Genomic DNA, 20,303 nt, shown 5'->3' on the forward strand with positions numbered 1-20,303 from the left:
GCTGTTAAACGTAATAGTATTCCACGTAAGAGTCTAGACTATAAAACACCACAAGATATGTATGACTCATATAGCCCGACCGTAACGATAAAAAAAGACAAATCAGGACAACTAATTGTTTTTACTTTGACCGAAACTACGAACGTGTTCCTATAGGAGAGAAAGACCAACAGGAGAGCACGATGGTAAGTAAGTACAAGCGCCTCAATCCACGCTCCCATAAAGGGAGCGACGACCGCGCCAAAGAGAGCCGAGTTTTTGATACTATTTCAATCCACGCTCCCATAAAGGGAGCGACCCACAGTGGTTGTGTTGGTGTAGCAGAGTCGATATTTCAATCCACGCTCCCATAAAGGGAGCGACAAAGCCCATATTGACGTCTGTCGCGGAGAACTCATTTCAATCCACGCTCCCATAAAGGGAGCGACATTGGACAGAAGCTGATGAAGAAAACGCTCTCAAAATTTCAATCCACGCTCCCATAAAGGGAGCGACCCGTGTTAAAGGTAAGTCGTCTCCGACTCTCGATATTTCAATCCACGCTCCCAAGGGAGCGACCCCGTATCATCGATACGAGTAGTTGCCGCGTGACATTTCAATCCACGCTCCCATAAAGGGAGCGACACGGTGTCGCATAATCAAACGGGAAATCATGAGATTTCAATCCACGCTCCCATAAAGGGAGCGACATACTATAAGCTTGGTCGTCCGCAGTGGGGTGTATTTCAATCCACGCTCCCATAAAGGGAGCGACTGCGGGACGAGTGGAGACTGTCACATTCAAGAAATTTCAATCCACGCTCCCATAAAGGGAGCGACGTCCAGCATCCGTACGCGCTCTTCAGGAGCGGTTATTTCAATCCACGCTCCCATAAAGGGAGCGACACAAAACACGAAAGCATCGTCGCAAGCTACAAGATTTCAATCCACGCCCCATAAAGGGAGCGACCTTTTTTGCCTGCGGCTTGACGTATGAGATTTTTATTTCAATCCACGCTCCCATAAAGGGAGCGACTTGCGCATCGTGACTCGAATAAGTACAAGGAAATGATTTCAATCCACGCTCCCATAAAGGGAGCGACTGTCTATCACGTCGTTTTGTTCGACCGTGAGCGTATTTCAATCCACGCTCCCATAAAGGGAGCGACAATTACAACCGGAAGCCTCTCCAGCAAAATAAATATTTCAATCCACGCTCCCATAAAGGGAGCGACAGCTATGGCAGCAGCTGAACGCAAACTCAGTCGAATTTCAATCCACGCTCCCATAAAGGGAGCGACTACAGTTCGTGAATCTATTTACGAAAACATGTTTATTTCAATCCACGCTCCCATAAAGGGAGCGACCAGCAGCACATGAGTAGCCTCTTCGGCTAAAAATATTTCAATCCACGCTCCCATAAAGGGAGCGACATCAGCTTCGCACTCACCCTCATGCCAATACTCGATTTCAATCCACGCTCCCATAAAGGGAGCGACACAAGACTGCTGGCATTAGCGCGAATGAGTACATATTTCAATCCACGCTCCCATAAAGGGAGCGACTCCAAAATCAGCGGATTCTTCACACCACTCGGCATTTCAATCCACGCTCCCATAAAGGGAGCGACATCCAAAATCAGCGGATTCTTCACACCACTCGGCATTTCAATCCACGCTCCCATAAAGGGAGCGACAAAAAGAAATCCGGAATCTCTCTTCGGAATCTGAATTTCAATCCACGCTCCCATAAAGGGAGCGACGGCACAAATGAACATTGCAATTCCACATTACGAGAAAAAAATTCAAATATACCTTGTCAAGGTTAGCTTCTCATCGCAAAAAAGCAAAAACCTATGTCAATAATCGTATGTACAGGACTAAAACATACGAAAAAGATAAAATTAGGTGCGAACACTCACCAAAAATAATGCTAGCTTTATGTTCGCACAACTTAGTCAGAACTAACCTATGCTATAACATCATGACACTATCAGTCGGTAGATGATGCTGAATACCTTTATGCTCAATCTTATTTGAATATTTGCTTCCTAAATTATAAAAACGTAAACTGTCGGCTTGATTATCCATTATTTCAAATAAATCATGCTTTAACAGCAAATAATCAGACGGAGATACGTCACATTCGAAAACGCTATTTTGCACACGCTGACCGAACTTCGCGCAGACTTTCGCTACTCGCCTAAGTCGGCGGCGTCCAGCAATATCAGTGGTATCAACATCATAAGTAACGACTACAAGCATTATTCACCACTCCAATTATCTATTTCCATAGAAATGGGGGATACTCTTCAAGATCACCTCTAATAGTTCTTGCAAGCAGCAATGCCTGAACGTATGGAATCATTCCCCATTGCACTTTTTCATTCAAAAACGGATGAGTAAGAGTGTCTTGTTTGCGTTTCTGCCATTCAGTCAGAAGCGCTCTTCTTCCTGCATCATTAAGAAAAACCCCTCCATTCTCTCTATGTTCAAAATGTGAATCGTTCAAAATTCCTGTGTTTACGAGAGTGAGGGAAAATCTATCTCCCAGAGGCGACCTCAACTCTTCAACTAGATCTAAGGCTAGCGATTGCCTTCCAGGTCGTTCCACATGAAAGAAACCAACATACGGATCCAATCCCACTCCTTGTAGCGCCGCAGCACAATCACGAGAAATTAGTACATATACGAACGACAAAATCGCATTCATATTATCCATTGGAGGTCTACGTGTTCTTCCTTCAAAGAAGAAATCATCTTTGTTGCGTAGGATAAGTTCATCAAATGCTGAAAAGTACTGCTTTGCTGATAGACCCTCTATACCTCGAAGCTCGTCAAGACTTTGAACCTTTCGCACGAGGTAAATCTCCTGCGCGAGACTTTCACTTACCTGCGTGATCAAATTTACATTAATCCGCATAGCATGGTCACGTTTGGCCCGCTCTAGAACCCATCGTGCGTTAAAAATCTTTCCTAATATCATATTTTTAGCAATTAAAAGCGAACGCGACTCATCATCTGAAATACGAAATTGCTCCTGGCGAAGTAATACGTTTCTATTACTTTCACCAAAAATTGAACAGTAATATTTTCCGCGAGGAGAAAAGAAAGAAAGGCTGACACCCATCTCTGAGCACTTCCCCATAAGTGCAGGAGATGCTCCACCATACGAAAAGCTCAAGATAGAATCCAGTGATCTTAGCGGGACCTTTCCTAATCTATCCTTTTTGCACTCAACGACGATATTCTCATCCTCGAGTGATAAATAGGCACCCTCAGTTAGTACGAACAAAGTATTCGCAAGCTGTTTCATTTTATACTTCTTTGTCATTCAACGTTGAATTTAGATACTCTTTCACCGATTTTGTCTTAGCGAGCTGTGGAAGACACAATTCTTTCAGAGAGCAAGCCTGACAAGACTTGCTCGGTTTGACTCTGGGAGTGTGACCGGCACTCGCTAAATCATGCATTTGGCAAATGCACGACCTCATTTCGCACCTTAACTTCTCATCGAGAGCTACTATTTCTCTATGCTTAATTTCCTGATAGAACAAAGCACCTTCAGGGATGCTACATGCGAGCATTTCTTCTAGACATGCCGCTTCCGCACACAGTTGGAGACGGTCAGCATTTGTTACTTTTGGTCTACCATGTTTATATTCAACCGGGTACGGCAGCCAAGTTCCTACTCTTCCCGTCAGAGATACACCTTGTTCTGATTTATGAAATTCCACAACATCACAGTCACCAGATATTCCCAGCTTCCTCGAAGCTACACGTAAATCTCGCAAAACAAGTAAATCACCTCTTAGCTCAGACTGGCTATAATCATGTGCTCGGCTGTGCTGTAACTTTCCAGATGTTGTCAAATAGTTTTCTGACCACACCTGCTCAATATGAATCAAAGCCCATTGTCGCCTGCAAAACGCAAAATGTTGAATGCCAGAAAGGGCAAGCCATTCCTCTTCAGGATATTCAGTATGCCCTTTCATCTTTTACCTTCGCAATAGCTGTTGCTAGGCATTATACTTAGCGACCTTCAAGAATCTCATAGTGGAGATTTGGAATTGACGATTCGTCAACAGAAACTTTGCCATCAGAGTCCACAGAAACTGAACGATGAACCTTCGCAGACGAATATTGGCCACTCTTGCTATTGTGCACGAACCACACAACGGCAACAACTTCCATAGATCCAGATGGTCGTGCTGAGCTTTCATCATTCTCAAAGAGAGATACAAGTGCATTCTTAATCTTTTCAGCATCCTCTGCTGTGAAACCTGTCTTTGAAGCAATTTGAGGACTTATGCTTCCATATGTCGTATAGATTGCATTCCCAGACACGCGGTACTTCGTACCCATGGTGTCTGAAGATTTCCCGGCATCTTTTGTCTCGCTATTCACTGACTTTGTAATTTGAACATCATCAATAGCAATTGGTTCTGCTGAGAAGGCACTTTGAATCGTAACTGGACCGCGTATACCAAGCGATGATATATCAGTCCCATCGCCTTTATTTTTGAATGCAAAAAGTTGTCCGAATGACCTGACATCAATCCACTGTTCGCAAACCTTATCGTAAACAACGTCCTTCTGCCTTTGAACATCTTTAGGCAATTCTTTGAGAAAACTGTTAAAACGATCTGATAGAGATTTCTCTCCATCCTCTACACGGTCTTCAGACTGAACAAAAATTCGCTCCCCTGCATCTTGCAAACGATTACGGATCTTTCTTTTCAACGCAACGTCGGAAACTTCTCCGAAACCTTCCGACGTAGTTCGTGGACGACCGTCATTAAGCGGATCGCCGTTTGGATTCGCATTCCTTACCGTAAAAACTAAAGCGAAATCAATTTTACTTTGCAAACTTTCCATGATTTTTCTCCCTTGAATTTATACGTAGTTTTATTCTTGAGCTTCAGCATTCTGTGACGAATCTTTTTTCTTCATGAGCGATCTGCGTTCTGCAGAATATCCCAAAAGGAATGCTGGAGACAGTGGCTTATTATTTTCAAAGTCTCCAGATTGGAATTGCATCACAATCTGGTCTACACGAGTTTGGAACCAACGCGCTCCATTTTCCGACTTAATGTATGGAATGAGTTTCTTCCATAATGTCAGCCATGTTGATGATGGTTTTGCAACAAAATTTGACATCAATCCTACCGCATTTGTCGGTCGTAGCGTCTTCTCAGGTTTCTCACTATTTTGCCGTTTCAAGACGCCATATTCAAAATAATCTGCGAGCGCGAGTAAACGACCAAATAGATAGTCTCGGTCTGCTCTTGTTTCATCCAATTCCATTATTTTCCTCTTTTCTTCATAGGTAAGTTGAGTTTTATCCCGTCTATGGGCTTCATCAATGAATTGTTTTTTCCAAAGACTGCAAGCTACTTCGAAATCATGCCTCCATCGTTTTATTTCTTCTTTGTAAGCTAATGGTCGGATTACCTTGTGAAAGGCTGCATTTAAAAGTGACTGTGGCAGTAATGAATTGCCGAACATAGATTCAATGAGTCTTTGTTGTGAAGCTGCCGCGAATTTTTGATAGCTTGAACTTGAATGGTCAGAAGTTGGATATGCGCAGCTAAGGATATCGTCAAAAGATGGTGCTCCGATGTAGTGCACGGTGTTTCCCCCTGATGTTCTGTATGTCAATGGCCAAGTCATATCAATATGCCATCGAAGCAGGCTCTCTACATAATCGCTTTCCAGGAGTTCACGATAGAAAACAACACTCAATCTACCAACTGTAGCAGTATCTAAAATGAGCAGAACAACTTTTTTGAAATGGTTCTTAATAGAGTCTGCCTTGCCGAAACCATGTATATATTTGCGGAATAATTTTGCATAGTCCTGATCAGTTTTTAACAACGCCTCTTCTTGGGATATAGCCGTACTAGTACTAGTCTCGCTCAAGCCTTCGAATAGAAAACTCTCGCCAACGTCATATGAATTTGAAGTTAGATCTTCAAGTTTATTATTTGGTTCTTGCACCGCCCAAACTACAAATATCTGACTTCCTTCGACTGTCCCATGATAGTCTACCAACCATCTCAGGGCAGAACAAATTTTTTGAACTGAAAAACTATCAATGGATAATGCTTCTTTGGCTTGACCAAATCGCCCATCATAAGTGATTACGCCATTATCGTTTGCTGAAATAAGTTTCGCATTCGCCCTCCCCTTAACAACCTTCTTAGGGAAATTCATAGTAGCTTTTCTTAAGTTTCGTCCAAATAAATCGCGTTGAGCGTCATTATTATCAGCGTTATGTTCTTGGAAAGAAATCCACTTTTCCCGTAACTTTTGCGATTCTTCAACGTGAGGATTCGACTCTCCCGGAATCATCACAGCAAAACGAACACCAAGCTTATCAGGTTTGCTTGTTTCGGTTTTACCATCTTTAGATATCGGTGCACCATACAATTCAGCATCTTCAGTAATGCTATGACTACTTACATAGTTATAAATAGCGTTAAGAAACTTATCGTCATCTTTCCAACTTTCCAGTTGTTTAAGATAAAGGTCAACTTTTTTACTATTACCTATTTTTCTATCTAGATACTGGAGCTGATCACATAAAGGATGAGGCGCAAAACCTCCACTAGCCCTTCCCTGCGATTTATCTGTGCACGGTATAATAATTTCTTTATTTGCTTCTTCAACTTTTATAAAGTTACCCTCTTGATCAATAGTCACGCATAAGTGAGCAGGCATTGTTGTGTGGTAGGGAGGTATAAATTTCTCGCCTTTAATTTTTCGAATAGCATCATAGGTATCAAGCAGATTTGACCATAAACTCATGATTCTTCCTCCGACGCTGGCTGAAGATTCTTGCCAATCTCAAATTTCTTCATTTCTGTCTTTTTATGATTACGGATGATTTCAGCATAGAGTTCAGATGAATCAGGACGCGGAAATTGGATAATTCCATTACTCATTTCATATGTCCAAAATTTTCTAGTGAAGTCATGTTGCTCATCTTCATCTGGGTAAGAAAAGCTATGGAACATGTAGCCGAAGTTCAGACTTCCGTAATCGTCATAGAACCCCTCTCCGGAGCCAAATTCGCATGGTTCCACGTACCCCTGGCATTCTCTCGCTCCTAAGAAAATATCGCGGCGTCCTCCGAGTTGAACAGAACGTAAAGCAATGTTGTGGTGCTTATTTTCGTTACGATCTGCTTTTAAGTCTTCTCGTTGCTCATTCCATTCAAAATGCGCTAATACTTGATAACGAGCATCTTTCAAATACATGTAGTATGAAAGATCATTTACAGGCTTCAACTTTCCCTTCACTATACCCCGTTTAAATCTAATAGATCGTATCCCTTTCCCCTCTGTTTGAATTTTGTTCATCACGCGCACGGCATCTATAACCCACGTAATCGTTGGCTTCCAATAAATGCTCTCGGTAATTCCTTTTAAAGCTTGATACGTTGGGACTTGATAAGAGAATTTCTCTCCTCCAATGCGTGTAACCACTTCAGAAAAAAGTGCATATCGCCCAGAAACTTCGTATTCAATTGAATTTCTATGCTTCTCTATCATTATTCACCTCACATAAAAATTGGAGAAAGCTCAGCATCCATTACCACTCCGTAATGTTCATTGTAGTAGTCCTTTGATAACGCGTATACATCAAGCTCATCATCGACTTTATAAATTGCATTATTTGCTGATAGTTTCTGATATTCTTTGTCGAAAAGAGAAACGGTATAGTCCTGCAATTTCTGTAGTCGCTTATATTGAGATGGAGAATGATCCTCACACAATTCACTAAGAAGCACATCCGATTGTCCATAAGGCACCACAACATTAAGCTGCACACGAGGAATGACATGAAAATTATCACTCACAGTCTTAAACGCTTGAGCACAGACATGCGGGTATTCTCTTTTCATTTTTCTTTCCATTCTATTGAAGTAGCGACATCTATCTCTTTTATTAAAAGACAGCAGATTATACGCATATATGCTATCGGTGCTATCGCAAAGTGGATAATCCATAACGCTACTCGCTTCAGATGGTTGTAACCGTTCCAAGAATCGTTCATAATACTCATGAAGAAGATGCTCTGACAGCAAATCTTCGTGAGGATATTCCCGTATAAGCTGATCAGTTATTTCCTTGCCATAGGCAATGTCTTTTAACCCGTCTATTCCCCTTTCATCTTTCATAGGGAACACATACACACTCTTTGGCTCAGCAGACTCACCATTACGATTGCATCTACCAGCAGCCTGCATAATGCTATCAAGCCCAGCCATAGCTCGAATCACACATGGGAAAGACAGGTCTACCCCAGCTTCGATAAGCTGCGTACTTACACAAATTAATGGTCCATGCTGTCTACTTTCCAGGGTCTCTTGAATTTGTTTGAGGCAATCTTTTCTATGTTTACCACACATAGACGTACTCAAATGAACTAACTCAAAATCATTATTCGTATTACGCCGCTCAAGAATCTGATAAATCTCACACGCTTTTGACCTCAAATTAACGATAACAAGGCATCCGCCATTTTCTTGAGCTTTTTCAAAGGCAAAATCAGCAAACTCTTCACTAGACTTTTCAACAGAAGAAACAAGAGCTTTCGTTCTCTTAAACGGTTTTAAATCGTAAGAAGTAAGCTTAACTAAATCTGGATGTGCAGAAAGAAGCAAATTATTTCTATGCGTTTTTTCTAGTAATGGTTGCGTTGCAGAACACAAAACAATTGTTGAGTGAAGTACATTAGAGAGAAAACTTACCACTTCGTTGAAAAGATTTATTGTGTTTGTTGGCAAAGCTTGTATTTCATCAAAGATAATGACGCTGTCTGCCATATTATGGAACTTACGAAGTTTTGTCCCTCGCGATGACATAGCAGTTTCAAGAAACTGAACCATAGTGGTTACAATGATTGGACTATCCCAACGCTCAGCTGCAAGACGCCTTTTCTGCTCTTCTTTCCCGCTTAAATCATCATCACTCACGCTTGAATAATGTTCAAGCAGAGTATCCTCACCGTCCCTGATATCCAAGACATCTCGAAAAACTTGAGAAGTTTGGCTCGTAATAGACAAATACGGAATGACATAGATAATATGCTTCTTTTTGTGTTTCAATGCGTGACGAAGTGCAAAATTCAAAGAAGCTAATGTCTTTCCACCACCAGTTGGGACTGAAAGTTTATAAATTCCCGTTTCTCTATCACTTGCTTGTGCACATTGCTCAAACACGTTATTTCTAACATTATTAATCGGCAATTCTTGCTGATGAGAGCGGACAAACTTATCCATACTCTTTTCAAAGCGTGTTAGAAATACATTCCAATCCAGCTCTCGAGGCAAATATTCCTTTTTTTCAGCAAAATTGCCGGCGTCAAGCCTATCCGCATCTACTAATCGCGAAAATACATATTTTGCAAAAAGACCGATAAAGAAAAATCTGCTATTCGGATTTTTTATCTCTTTAAGCTGCTGCAGAAAATTATCCACATCTGTATTACCCGCTTGAAAATTATCACTTATCTGTAAATCTAATTCTCCAATTTTCTCTTTAATTTCTTCATAAGAATAATCTACTTTAGCTTTATTTTCTGCAGAAAAATCGTCGAAGAATGTTGATATCCCGTTTATGCTACTACCACTTATGCAATCCGGCAAATCACCGTGATGCTTAGAAATAGTAAGCTCTAGAATTTCCTTCGTAAGCGTATTAGATGTCACTTCAGAAATATCATCAATCAGGAATGCACCCTGCTTCGCGTGAACTACAGAACCACGCTTACCATTATCCGACATCAAGTATTTTTGAAAAGCCTCTGCTGATTTCCCTACATCATGCATAATCCCAGCAATGTAGGCAACCGACGAAAATTCTGATTCGAATGATTTCGCGAGTTCAGCAGTATTATGCAAATGGGTATAAAGCGTCTGGGTATTACCCATACTATCCTTTCGCGCAAATAGCACCACTGTAAATACCCCCATTCCAAAACAGAACTTATACGCTTTCACAGCTACTTTAATAGCAAACATGGTTTACGACAAGTTCTATTAAAAAGTTAGAATCTTTACCTGTTTTGTTGGTTTAGTTGTTACGTTTTGGCGTGAGAAACGGGTTGCTGATTTTCCTGTGGTGGCTACTATGTTATGAGCTGGAGGATAGATTGCAGTGACCTATATTTGGGTTTATCGTATCTGAGGCTGCTCATGTACGGGTATTCATTTTCTGGTATTTCTATTATTGAGGTTAGTTGTTTTACCTCATTGTTCTTGTCTTACTGTTTATCGTGTCCAACACTGGATAGATAAAGGGAAATAGTATTACTGATTGGGTGCAGTATTGTTTTACCGTGAGGAAGTATCGTGGTAGACACTGTATTGCTCTGTCTGGTGAGTGTATTGTGTTTGGTTAAACGGTTACTCGCATACGGGTATAGTCCACGTGTTTAGCTTATACGCAGGATATTGATTGTAGTGCGCGCACTCTTGTACAGGCTCGCAGAGCGAAAAGTCTTGCCTATTACATTGCTTTTCGTGGAAAGGTAAACGGTGAAAAGAACCATACACAGTGAGAAGTGAGGACGAATACGAGGAGCCGTGTCTATACACGAGCGTTCTCATGTCTTTCTCACTATCAGTTTGGGCGTTGGGAAGGGGACACTATTTTGTGGGTAAGGGGAAGACAAAACTGTGTTGTTACTTTTAGTTGAGTGGGTTAGTAAGCATCATCGTGACTCGTCCCACACAATGTCATAAACCACATGATATAGAAGAATCTTTTTACGTATGTGGCTTATACAGTAGCCTGTGAACGCAGTAAAATCTTATAACCTTCGACAGGGGTTTAGAGTTTGCCAAATGGAATCAAGCCATACAAGACACTTCTACGACTACGAGTGTTTTTCGCTGACCCTAGAAGCCTTTAGTCAGCACGGGTTAAACGAAAACAGTAACGGGTTACTACCTCGTAGTGGTCTACCCCTAAGCTTCGACCTTTAACACTGTAACATCTGAATATATACGCTATGGTACTGTCAAAACGGGAATAATATTCCACGCAAGAGCCTCAACTATACAACACCACAAAACACTCACAACTCATATACAGCCCAACCACAACAATAAAAAGACAAAACAAGATGCTGTATCTTTTTATCGAGCAAATAATTCTTCCTAAATAAGAAATTCCTCTGTGCAACTTTGATAGGAGCAGTGTTAAAACTCATGAAGGTCATGCATCTTAAAACTTAAGACACGTGCCCAAGCGTAAGTATTCATCATAATCGAGGAACCTTAAGTAAAATAGCCAGCAACATTCTCGACCGTCAGTTTAAAGTTGATCATCCTAATAAGGTTTGGGTTAGTGATGTAAGCGAGTTTAGAATTGGAGACAAGAAACTATATCTATCTCCAATCATGGATCTGTATAATCACAAGATCACCCCGTACTCCCTCTCGCCCCGTCCAACCACGAATTTTACGAACGAGAGTCTCCAGAAAGCTTTTAATACTGAGCAACCTGAGCCTGGTATCCTCATACATACTAATCAAGGCTTCCAATACCAACACTAGTCCTGGAAGAAAATACTGAGCAAGAATAGTACTATTCAGTCAATGAGTCGTAAAGGAAACTACTAGGACAACAGTGTCACGGAAAACTTCTTCAGACTACTAAAAACTGAAACGTTTTACGGGAAACACGTTTACACGTATTCACAAGATTGCTAGCCAAGTAAAACAATATATCAATTGGTATAACACAAAAAAGATTCAAGAACGACTTGAGGGTATAAGCCCAATAAAATACCAAACCCATACCCTCAAAGCCAACCCATAAAACTAAACCAGTCCAACTTCCACAAACCAGTTCAAAGCAGTGCAGAGGAATTTCTCGCTAGAACAATAAGCACTTTTAAGCCTTTGCTACCTCAATCTGGAGCTCATCTACATCAGCAGACCTTACAGTGTAATTTACCGCCAAGGTCTCCGTAGAAATTAAGTCAGCAAACTGTTCAAGCTTTGCAGCATCCTCAGCAGGTGCAGTCAAGGTCAAGTTAATGCGATCTGCGATGTCAAAGTTTGCTGTCTTGCGCGCATCCTGAACGGCACGTATAGCATCGCGAGCGTATCCTTCAGCAAGTAAATCATCATTAAGCTCAGTATCGAGGAGCACAAAACCACCCGTTGGTAGTGCACACGATACAGAGTTCTCTGCAGATTCATTTTCGCCAGCTGCTTCCACGCGAGAAATTAGCTCATACTCACCCTCAGCGAGCGCAATGCCTCCTTCGACGTTGTCAGCATCGACGATTGGCAGACCATCTTCATCTACATGCCATGCGCCAGACTTAGAAGCACGAATGGCGAATTGGACCTGCTTACCCAAGCGTGGACCAGCTGCACGAGCATTTACGCGAAGCTCGTTTACTACCTTCAAGCCATGCTCGCTCGCATCTTCGAGTGTGGTGTACTGGATGCTCTTCACATTAAGCTCAGACTTCATCAGGTCTTCGTACTTGCGAACAGCCTTCACATTCTCAGCGACAACCGTCAACTGAGCAAGTGGCTGGCGCACGCGAATCTTTTCTGACTTACGCAGGCTGAGAGTGCTAGAGACAATTTCACGAACCTTATCCATAGTATGTACAAGTTCATCATCAGCTTTAAGCACGTCGCCGATGTTTGTCGACTTTCCACTTTCAGCATCTGTCAAGAATGGCCAATCAGCCAAATGCACAGACTCTCCGCCCGTAAGTCCACGCCATACGGTTTCAGCTTCCATTGGAGCGAGCGGCGCCATTACACGAGTGAGCACTTCCAAGGCGGTATACAGAGTATTGAAAGCGTTCTCATCCTCATTCCAGAAACGATCACGCGTATTACGTACATACCAGTTAGTGAGCACATCAAGATAATCTTCTACTGCAGCGCACGCATCAGCAATCGCGTACTCACTCAACGACTTCTCTACCGTCTCTACAAGAGTACGTGTACGAGCGAGCAAGTAGCGATCCATATGCGCAAGGTCATGTACCTCATCAGCATGCAGAGAACGCGCGTCATACCCCGCGCCATTGTTTGCAGCATTTGCATACAAGGTATAGAAGTAATACGTCGACCACAAAGGAAGCATAACCTGTCGAACGGTGTCGCGAATGCCATCCGCAGTCACGATCAGGTTCCCGCCACGCAAAATTGGTGATGACATGAGGAACCAACGCATGGCATCTGAGCCATACTCATTGAAGACGCCATTGACATCTGGATAGTTATGCAAGTGCTTAGACATCTTCTGCCCATCGTCTCCAAGGACGATGCCGTGGCACATGACATTCTTAAATGGTGCCTTATCGAAAAGTGCACCATTCATGACGAGCATGACGTAGAACCATCCACGAGTCTGACCAATGTACTCTACGACGAAGTCAGATGGCATGTGCTGCTCGAAGTAATCCTTGTTTTCGAAAGGATAATGGAACTGCGCAAACGGCATAGAACCAGATTCGAACCAGCAGTCAAGCACATCTGGGATGCGATGCATCATTGACTTACCCGTAGGATCGGCAGGATTTGGACGAGTCAGCTCATCAATCCATGGACGGTGCAGGTTAATATTTCCCTCATCATCCTTTGGGTAGTCGCCAAAGTCGCGCTTGAGCTCCTCCAAGGAACCATACACATCAATATGCGGATACTTAGGATCGTCAGACACCCATACAGGAATCGGGCTTCCCCAGTAGCGATTACGTGAAATGGACCAGTCACGAGCATTTGCCAGCCACTTACCGAACTGACCGTCCTTCACATTATCTGGAATCCAGTTAATTCCTTTGTTGAGCTCAATGAGGCGATCCTTGACCTTCGTGACGCTGACAAACCATGACGATACTGGCTTATAAATCAGTGGATTTCCGCAACGCCAGCAATGAGGATAGCTGTGCACATGAGACTTTTCCTGAACGATGAAAGCGCGACGGTCTTCTGGAACGCGCTCAAGAGGGCCAGTACCCTTACGCAAATCATCTGTAATCGGTTTATTTGATTCAAAGGCTTGCAATCCCTCATATTCTGGGATGATGTTCATGAACTTTGCATGCTCATCCAAATAATCGAGCGTGCGCACCTGATGAGCATTCAAAGTATTGATATCATCTTCGCCGTATACAGCCTGATGCACTAAACCTGTACCTTCGGTAGTGGCGACATAATCTGCAGCGTAAATAGTGAAAGCGTTTCCATCCTCGTTTGGCTTGCCTTCAGGATCAGTCAAGTGACCGTCTTCAAAGAAATCAAAAGCTGGATAGTAACGGCGCCCTACAAGTTCAGCACCCTTAAGCTCCTTGACAATCTTATAACCTTCGCCAAGTTGTTTAGTGAAGTTCTCTACCAAGTCCTTTGCAAAGTACAGTTTCTTTCCAGCAAACTGACCTTCAACTGGCTCTACGAGCACATAGTCGATGTCGCTTCCTACGACGATAGCCATATTGCCTGGAATAGTCCATGGAGTCGTGGTCCAGATGACAGCGTATGCATCTTCATCACGCATCTTCATCGCAACAGATAACGTATTATCCGTGCGATCCTGATAAACGTCTGCATCCATACGAAGTTCGTGCGCAGACAGCGGGGTCTCGTCCTTCCAACAGTAAGGAAGAACGCGATACCCTTGATATGCAAGACCGCGATCGTAAAGCTGCTTAAAAGCCCAGATGACAGACTCCATGTAGGAGGTGTTGTACGTCTTGTATCCTCCATCGAAATCAACCCAGCGAGCTTGACGATGAATGTAATCCTTCCACTCCTGAGTGTATTTCATGACAGAGCGACGGCATGCTTCGTTGAATGCTTTCAAGCCCATCTCATCAATCTGAGATTTATTGGTAATGCCGAGCTCTTTTTCTGCTTCAAGCTCTGCTGGGAGGCCGTGTGTGTCCCAACCGAAGACACGATTAACCTTCTTGCCCTTCATCGTCTGGAAACGAGGAATAACGTCCTTAGCATAACCCGTAAGCAGATGACCATAATGTGGCAGACCGTTTGCAAAAGGAGGACCGTCAAAGAAGACAAACTCATCATTTGCGTTGCCGGAATCACGCTGTGCAATAGAACGCTTAAATGTATCATCCACGTCCCAATACTTGAGTACTGACTCTTCCATCGATGGGAAATTTGGGCTTGGAGTAACTGTCTCGAACTGCTTATCAGTTACTGCCTTTGGATATACGCTATTTTTCATGCGCCATACTCCTCATAGCCTAGTTATGTGCATTTGGCTTGAGGACGACGCTGACTCGCTAGCGCCTTAAGAAAAATCTCAGCGCTTGCGAGCGCGGCACCGCGGTACCACCTCGATTGCGTTGCATTTCGAGACAAACACAACGCCTCTTGTTCAGAATCCGGTCTGCTCCGTCGGTTCTACTAAGTCTCTGCGAGATTTCTCGCAACCAACCGTTCTTCCGAAGACTCCCCGCTGATAACGGATCATGGTCTACTGATTCTCTGTCAGTTTCTGATAGTGTATCCTAGCAATCTCGACAGACTTTATAAGGTCTGTAATGAGACCCTCATAACACTGCCTCGTTGGCTCTATAGGATCGTGGTCGAGAGTGACCGTTCCGCTCAAAGTCATACCTGCGCGCTCAATAGCATGCTGCATGCGAATATTCTTCTTATGTGTATCGATACGCACACACGAGTATCCGAGCCTTTTCATCTCATAAAAAAGCTGCAAGAATAGTTCATCAATGACTCGCCGCCCTCTCAACTCAGCACTCACAGCCACACGATGGATAACCGCATACCGCCCATATTTCTCAAGTGGATACTGCCATTGCCCTTCGATGAGATTGCTATACCCGGCCTCTTCCCCATCAGCAATCATTGCCGTAGCTACGACAGTATCGTCATATGTCAGCACAAAACTTGCATCGGCATCAATATCAGCGATAAATGTATATTCATTAGGATAGCCATCCTGCCATTGCGACGACCCGTCAGCCTTGAGCAAAGCTTTCGCCTCGTTTACAATTGTCATAATTGCAGGAAGATCAGCGCGACGGGCTTTACGAAAAGCAATATTGCGATACATCTCTACCTCTTTTCGTTAATGCACATATCATGCGCCGTACATTCGCATACCAAAAATTTATATCGCGACTTATATTACATCGCATCATTTGCTTATGCTTGGAGTATGTCAGATTTATTCACTCAGCTCGATGCTTCCACTGAGTCAAAGCCACTTCCTGTAAGGGTCAGCGATACGACGCAGGATAATCCGTGGCCAGTCGCCATGCTCTCTGAAAAGTTCGCAAGTGTCGTAAACTCTTGGCCTGCTGCTTGGGTCACCGGTCAGATTCAGCAGATTAATGCACGCCGTCCCGGTCAAGTGTATATGACTATTCGCGATAATAACCCAGCAGTGAATGTGCAGATGGACTGTGTTTTCTTCGGTCCTCCTGCCTACGAAGCAGCAAAATACTCGCAAGGCGATCTCGTCGTACTTCACGGTAAGGCAAACATCTATCAAGCACGCACATCCTTAAGCTTCCGCGCAGACCAGATACACCACGTAGGTACCGGCGGCATTAAAGAGCAAATCGAAATGCTACGCAAGAAGCTTAAGGGTGAGGGACTCTTTGACACAGAGCGCAAAATTGAGCTTCCTCATTTCCCTCATAAGATTGGTTTAGTAGTAGCTCCAGGAGCGCGTGCAGAGGGGGACGTGATAACGAACGCTCGCCTACGCTGGCCGAGTATGGAGTTCGCAGTCAAACACGTTCATGTGCAAGGACCTTCGTGCCCACCAGAAGTTGTGAGAGCCATCGCAGAGCTTGATGCAGATACAACAGTAGATGTCATCATCGTGGCACGTGGTGGAGGCGCTTTCGAAGATTTAATTGGTTTTTCTGATGAAAGTGTAGTTCGCGCCGTTGCCGCTGCTACTACTCCTGTCGTCTCTGCCATTGGTCATGAAGATGACTGGACACTCATCGACCTCGTAGCTGATCTTCGGGCTTCTACACCGACAGATGCTGCAAAACGGGTAGTTCCTGATGTACGCGAGGAGCTTGATTTAGTAGCACAGACACGCGCACGTATGATGGAGTCTTTGACGCGTAAAGTAGAAGTAGAACGTCAAAGGCTAGCAGCATACGCAAATCGCCCAAGTCTCACCCATCCACAAACCATCATTGATAAGCCACTGCAATTTGTCCGCGACGCTCGCATGCGTATGAATACCGCGATGAATTTCACAATTGCTGATGCCTCTAGCTCTATCGAAAAATTGCATGCTACGCTGACTGCACTCAGCCCTCAGTCCACACTCGATCGTGGATATGCAGTAGTGCAGAATGCAAACGGCACTGTAGTCGATACCGCATCGGCTCTCCACCACGCAGATACAGTCACTGTGACACTGAAAACCGGTAAAATTGATGCAGCCGTGACAGCGGTGCACGAATAGATAATAAGGAAAAATTTCAAGGGAGATATCATGACAGGCAAAAGCAACGATAACAATGCAACAGTACTCACTCAAGAACAGCGTAAAGCTATCGAATCAATGACATATGAGCAGGCACGCGATCAGCTTGTCGACGTTGTAGCAAAACTTGAACAAGGCGGGCTTGAGCTTAACGATGCTATGGCGCAATGGGAGCTTGGAGAAGCACTCGCACAGCATGCTCAGTCACTCCTCGACCAGGTAGCAGCAAAACTCAATGAAGTTCAAGAATCTCAAGCACAGTTCCAAGCGAACGCAGGAACGCAAGGTAACGAATAACGCCCCACTCCGCGTTTGTAGATCTATCCGTAAAACGCAGAAAGTGCATAAGGCTAAAAACATGTACACTTTCATGTGTATTCTTGTGCGTGCATGTTCATGCATATGCCTCGGTAGCTCAGGGGATAGAGCACCGCTCTCCTAAAGCGGGTGTCGTGCGTTCGAATCGCATCCGAGGCACTTAGGGACTGTGACATCCTTGTGTTTCGTCCAGTTGCAACTCTTACTTATAAGCTTTCCTAAGTCACAAGTAGCCTCTAAACCCCTAGAAATCCTATACTGTGAAGGAACGTATACACAGCAAAAACTACAGGAATAGAAATTACACACATCAATGTAGATACACCCATCAGTGTCGCCGCAGGATTGGTATCTTCATGAATTTGTACAGTAAAAAGAACTCCTAAACTTGCCACCGGGCACGCAGCCATGAGGAGAAGCGCACCAAAGGAATCTCCGTGTATACCAAAAATCGCAAGCACAAAAATAGCGAGGATAGGGAAAATAAAATTACGCAGTGCAAGAGAGATTATAATCTGCTTATTAAACATGCGGGGTGTCAAAGAAATGTGGGCAAGAGTACTTCCCACGACCATCATTGATAATGACGTGTTCATATCTGCAATGTATCCAAACGTCTTATCAAGAAGACTTGGCAACCTCCACCCTGTGAAAAACAGCACAAGTCCTAAAGCAATCGCGATAATGTTTGGATTAAGAAAAATACGTTTACAAGCTTGCCAGACACGTTTCGCTCTACTCACACTCTCATCACTATCGACACGGAAAAGTGAAACTCCGTGGGACCACGTAAAAATATTAAACACTGCCATAGCTACGACTGCAAAGAAGACTCCTGTCTTCCCAAAAAGAGCCGAAGCAAGAGGAACTCCGAGAAATCCTACATTTGAATATATCGAACTGTATATAGCGATACGCTTAAGATTTGCATCATGTGTGCGCATAAAAATAAGATGCGACAACGCAATTTCAAGGATATACAATACAACAAAAGCCGCGCTCCCCAGCAGTAATAACTGCACACGACTCACTGAAAAAGGTACCTCAAATGCCTCAATGATGAGTGCCGGGCCTATGACATTCAAGAGAATGCGCGTGAGATCATCTACCGTAGTTTTGGAGAGAAAATGGAGTTTCCGAAGTCCAAAACCTACTGCCATGAGAAGGAAAATGAGAACAATCTGACTCGCTACTTGACTTGTGGTGAGCATATACCTTTTACTCTACGCTCCTATGAAGAGAACTAACTTATTAAGATAAAGCATACCCACTCAATAAAGCAGAGGAGATACATATGAATGTCAAAGAGAGTTATCAGCATTATCTCGATTTGCGAGAAGAACATTTTCGTAGTCACGATGCGAAGTTTTTTGATAATCAAGCCGACACGGTATGTTCACCCATTCCGTATACTCGGCGATGTATGGTTTGTCGGCGATAGCTGGGTAAGTGTTCACCTCATCGATACAGGCAATGGTTTACTTCTTACCGATGCTGGCAATGTCGGAGCCACAGCGCAACTTATTCAGTCGATTTGGGAGGCTGGTTTTAATCCTGCTGACGTGAAATAGATCATCATCACGCATGGACACGTTGACCATTTTGGTGCGCACGATGGTTCCACACGATGTTTGGAACAAAACTTTATATGGGTGCGCCTGACGTTATCGCTTTCAAGGAACGTCCTTGGGAGTCTTTCATCTATGATGTCTACGATATGAATGAGACGCTTTTTGAAGTCGCCCACGCTATCGTTGACCATGAAGATATTGTCTTTGGCAATCTCACTCTTCACTTCCGTCTCGTACCGGGTCATTCCTCAGGATCTATCGCGCTTTTCTTTGAACAGGAAGTAGATGGTCAGATTCTTCGCTTTGGCATGTACGGCGGTCTAGGGCTTAACACATTACAGAAACAGCACCTTACCGACATCGACGATCCAAAATTCACTATGCGTGAGACGTACCTTCATTCCATCGACTCTGTCATCAATGAGCATGTCGATGTCACTCTTGGCAATCACACCAAAAATAACAATGTTTTAGAGAAGCATAAACAACAGAGCGCGCACCCTGAGCAGCCAAGTCCTTTCATTGATTCGACTGCGTGGCAGACACTGCTTGCTCAGTATCGTTCAGACATGATTGAACTCATGCATAATCCCGAACAAAACTAATGCCGAACTTACCTATATGCATGTGCTATTAGCTATTAGCAATGATGTACAAGAGTTCAGAAGCACTAGCAGGACGCTTAAAGTAGAATAATTAGTCAGTCTAACTGAACTGCTCCGTAACTGTTAAAACTATTTTCATAGTCTAACAATCACGGGCAGTTCAGTTTATAAAACGCCAGTAGCTCATTTCCATACCTGTTTGCACGACTGATTGACGTTTCAGGGTTCCTTAGTATGTCGAGCATTTTTAGTACTGGATGTCATAACTCGACTCACTGAAAAGAACAGCATCTCAAATTACAATTCAACTACGCTTCTTAGAGCTGCTTCTCAAAGCTGTTCGTA

Annotated in this window: 16 protein-coding genes, 1 tRNA gene and 3 CRISPR repeat arrays; of the genes, 7 read left to right on the forward strand and 10 right to left on the reverse strand. The window is 43.5% G+C overall.

Features of this window, described 5'->3' with window-relative positions; genetic code table 11:
• Positions 1 to 201: 201 nt before the first annotated feature.
• Positions 202 to 496: direct repeats of the CRISPR family, unit length 32 nt; unit sequence ATTTCAATCCACGCTCCCATAAAGGGAGCGAC.
• Positions 497 to 592: 96 nt separating this feature from the next.
• A CRISPR array of direct repeats spans positions 593 to 886; the repeat unit is 32 nt; unit sequence ATTTCAATCCACGCTCCCATAAAGGGAGCGAC.
• A gap of 97 nt (positions 887 to 983) precedes the next feature.
• Positions 984 to 1,741: a CRISPR direct-repeat array (repeat unit 32 nt; unit sequence ATTTCAATCCACGCTCCCATAAAGGGAGCGAC).
• A 211-nt stretch (positions 1,742 to 1,952) separates the two neighbouring features.
• Genes cas2 through cas3 form a run of 7 tightly spaced genes read right to left on the reverse strand, consistent with a single transcriptional unit; the run spans position 1,953 to position 9,918 of the window.
• Positions 1,953 to 2,243, reverse strand: a complete 291-nt coding sequence (gene cas2, locus ACFQY8_RS03110; protein WP_377938454.1) for a CRISPR-associated endonuclease Cas2 — start codon at positions 2,241 to 2,243, stop codon at positions 1,953 to 1,955.
• A gap of 19 nt (positions 2,244 to 2,262) precedes the next feature.
• The gene (gene cas1c, locus ACFQY8_RS03115) at positions 2,263 to 3,294 is read right to left on the reverse strand and encodes a type I-C CRISPR-associated endonuclease Cas1c (protein WP_377938455.1); all 1,032 of its coding nucleotides are present in this window, start codon (positions 3,292 to 3,294) and stop codon (positions 2,263 to 2,265) included.
• Between the two features lies 1 nt (position 3,295).
• Positions 3,296 to 3,973: a CRISPR-associated protein Cas4 gene (gene cas4 / locus ACFQY8_RS03120; RefSeq protein ID WP_377938456.1), complete on the reverse strand. Its 678-nt coding sequence runs from the start codon at positions 3,971 to 3,973 to the stop codon at positions 3,296 to 3,298.
• A 37-nt stretch (positions 3,974 to 4,010) separates the two neighbouring features.
• Entirely contained in the window at positions 4,011 to 4,856 is an 846-nt protein-coding gene (cas7c, locus tag ACFQY8_RS03125; protein ID WP_377938457.1) for a type I-C CRISPR-associated protein Cas7/Csd2, read from the reverse strand.
• Positions 4,857 to 4,886: 30 nt separating this feature from the next.
• Positions 4,887 to 6,788, reverse strand: a complete 1,902-nt coding sequence (gene cas8c / locus ACFQY8_RS03130) for a type I-C CRISPR-associated protein Cas8c/Csd1 (protein WP_377938458.1) — start codon at positions 6,786 to 6,788, stop codon at positions 4,887 to 4,889.
• A complete protein-coding gene (cas5c, locus tag ACFQY8_RS03135) occupies positions 6,785 to 7,531 on the reverse strand; it encodes a type I-C CRISPR-associated protein Cas5c (RefSeq protein WP_377938494.1) in 747 nt (248 codons plus the stop codon). The genes cas8c and cas5c overlap by 4 nt, the downstream gene beginning before the upstream one ends.
• 11 nt (positions 7,532 to 7,542) lie before the next feature.
• The gene (gene cas3 / locus ACFQY8_RS03140; RefSeq protein WP_377938459.1) at positions 7,543 to 9,918 is read right to left on the reverse strand and encodes a CRISPR-associated helicase Cas3'; all 2,376 of its coding nucleotides are present in this window, start codon (positions 9,916 to 9,918) and stop codon (positions 7,543 to 7,545) included.
• A 1,371-nt stretch (positions 9,919 to 11,289) separates the two neighbouring features.
• On the opposite strand from cas3, the gene ACFQY8_RS03145 reads away from it, so the two are divergent.
• Together ACFQY8_RS03145 and ACFQY8_RS03150 are read left to right on the forward strand one after the other, a co-directional pair.
• Positions 11,290 to 11,547 carry a DDE-type integrase/transposase/recombinase gene (locus ACFQY8_RS03145; RefSeq protein WP_377938495.1) on the forward strand — a complete coding sequence of 86 codons (258 nt, stop codon included), beginning with the start codon at positions 11,290 to 11,292 and terminating at the stop codon, positions 11,545 to 11,547.
• A 106-nt stretch (positions 11,548 to 11,653) separates the two neighbouring features.
• Positions 11,654 to 11,812: an IS3 family transposase gene (locus ACFQY8_RS03150; protein ID WP_377938496.1), complete on the forward strand. Its 159-nt coding sequence runs from the start codon at positions 11,654 to 11,656 to the stop codon at positions 11,810 to 11,812.
• A gap of 75 nt (positions 11,813 to 11,887) precedes the next feature.
• Here ACFQY8_RS03150 and ileS read toward each other — a convergent pair whose 3' ends face one another.
• Positions 11,888 to 15,211, reverse strand: coding sequence for an isoleucine--tRNA ligase (gene ileS / locus ACFQY8_RS03155; RefSeq protein ID WP_377938460.1), 3,324 nt, complete (start codon positions 15,209 to 15,211; stop codon positions 11,888 to 11,890).
• Positions 15,212 to 15,463: 252 nt separating this feature from the next.
• Positions 15,464 to 16,063: a GNAT family N-acetyltransferase gene (locus ACFQY8_RS03160; protein WP_377938461.1), complete on the reverse strand. Its 600-nt coding sequence runs from the start codon at positions 16,061 to 16,063 to the stop codon at positions 15,464 to 15,466.
• A gap of 105 nt (positions 16,064 to 16,168) precedes the next feature.
• Between ACFQY8_RS03160 and xseA the strand changes: the two genes are divergently transcribed.
• From xseA to ACFQY8_RS03175, 3 genes are all read left to right on the forward strand, one after another.
• Complete coding sequence (gene xseA / locus ACFQY8_RS03165) at positions 16,169 to 17,443, forward strand: exodeoxyribonuclease VII large subunit (RefSeq protein ID WP_377938462.1); 1,275 nt, start codon at positions 16,169 to 16,171, stop codon at positions 17,441 to 17,443.
• A gap of 30 nt (positions 17,444 to 17,473) precedes the next feature.
• On the forward strand, positions 17,474 to 17,761 hold the full coding sequence (locus tag ACFQY8_RS03170) for an exodeoxyribonuclease VII small subunit (RefSeq protein ID WP_377938463.1): 288 nt from the start codon (positions 17,474 to 17,476) through the stop codon (positions 17,759 to 17,761).
• A 107-nt stretch (positions 17,762 to 17,868) separates the two neighbouring features.
• Positions 17,869 to 17,941, forward strand: a tRNA-Arg gene (locus tag ACFQY8_RS03175).
• Between the two features lie 77 nt (positions 17,942 to 18,018).
• Here ACFQY8_RS03175 and ACFQY8_RS03180 read toward each other — a convergent pair.
• Entirely contained in the window at positions 18,019 to 18,993 is a 975-nt protein-coding gene (locus ACFQY8_RS03180) for an AEC family transporter (RefSeq protein ID WP_377938464.1), read from the reverse strand.
• Positions 18,994 to 19,080: 87 nt separating this feature from the next.
• Here ACFQY8_RS03180 and ACFQY8_RS03185 point away from each other — a divergent pair, with 87 nt between their 5' ends.
• Both ACFQY8_RS03185 and ACFQY8_RS03190 read left to right on the forward strand, forming a co-directional pair.
• Positions 19,081 to 19,353 (forward strand): hypothetical protein, encoded by a 273-nt coding sequence (locus ACFQY8_RS03185; protein WP_377938465.1) that lies wholly within the window; start codon positions 19,081 to 19,083, stop codon positions 19,351 to 19,353.
• A 56-nt stretch (positions 19,354 to 19,409) separates the two neighbouring features.
• Complete coding sequence (locus ACFQY8_RS03190) at positions 19,410 to 19,958, forward strand: hypothetical protein (protein WP_377938466.1); 549 nt, start codon at positions 19,410 to 19,412, stop codon at positions 19,956 to 19,958.
• The last annotated feature ends 345 nt before the right edge of the window (positions 19,959 to 20,303 follow it).

It is taken from the genome of Alloscardovia venturai (assembly GCF_042676605.1).
In the GTDB taxonomy this organism is placed as follows: Bacteria; Actinomycetota; Actinomycetes; order Actinomycetales; family Bifidobacteriaceae; genus Alloscardovia; species Alloscardovia venturai.

Excerpts from the sequence above, each read along its gene's own strand:
- cas2 (WP_377938454.1), bottom strand. The coding sequence starts at position 2,243 with ATGCTTGTAGTCGTTACTTATGATGTTGATACCACTGATATTGCTGGA.
- cas1c (WP_377938455.1), bottom strand. The coding sequence starts at position 3,294 with ATGAAACAGCTTGCGAATACTTTGTTCGTACTAACTGAGGGTGCCTAT.
- cas4 (WP_377938456.1), bottom strand. The coding sequence starts at position 3,973 with ATGAAAGGGCATACTGAATATCCTGAAGAGGAATGGCTTGCCCTTTCT.
- cas7c (WP_377938457.1), bottom strand. The coding sequence starts at position 4,856 with ATGGAAAGTTTGCAAAGTAAAATTGATTTCGCTTTAGTTTTTACGGTA.
- cas8c (WP_377938458.1), bottom strand. The coding sequence starts at position 6,788 with ATGAGTTTATGGTCAAATCTGCTTGATACCTATGATGCTATTCGAAAA.
- cas3 (WP_377938459.1), bottom strand. The coding sequence starts at position 9,918 with ATGGGTAATACCCAGACGCTTTATACCCATTTGCATAATACTGCTGAA.
- ileS (WP_377938460.1), bottom strand. The coding sequence starts at position 15,211 with ATGAAAAATAGCGTATATCCAAAGGCAGTAACTGATAAGCAGTTCGAG.
- ACFQY8_RS03160 (WP_377938461.1), bottom strand. The coding sequence starts at position 16,063 with ATGTATCGCAATATTGCTTTTCGTAAAGCCCGTCGCGCTGATCTTCCT.
- xseA (WP_377938462.1), top strand. The coding sequence starts at position 16,169 with ATGTCAGATTTATTCACTCAGCTCGATGCTTCCACTGAGTCAAAGCCA.
- ACFQY8_RS03170 (WP_377938463.1), top strand. The coding sequence starts at position 17,474 with ATGACAGGCAAAAGCAACGATAACAATGCAACAGTACTCACTCAAGAA.
- ACFQY8_RS03180 (WP_377938464.1), bottom strand. The coding sequence starts at position 18,993 with ATGCTCACCACAAGTCAAGTAGCGAGTCAGATTGTTCTCATTTTCCTT.
- ACFQY8_RS03185 (WP_377938465.1), top strand. The coding sequence starts at position 19,081 with ATGTCAAAGAGAGTTATCAGCATTATCTCGATTTGCGAGAAGAACATT.
- ACFQY8_RS03190 (WP_377938466.1), top strand. The coding sequence starts at position 19,410 with ATGTTTGGAACAAAACTTTATATGGGTGCGCCTGACGTTATCGCTTTC.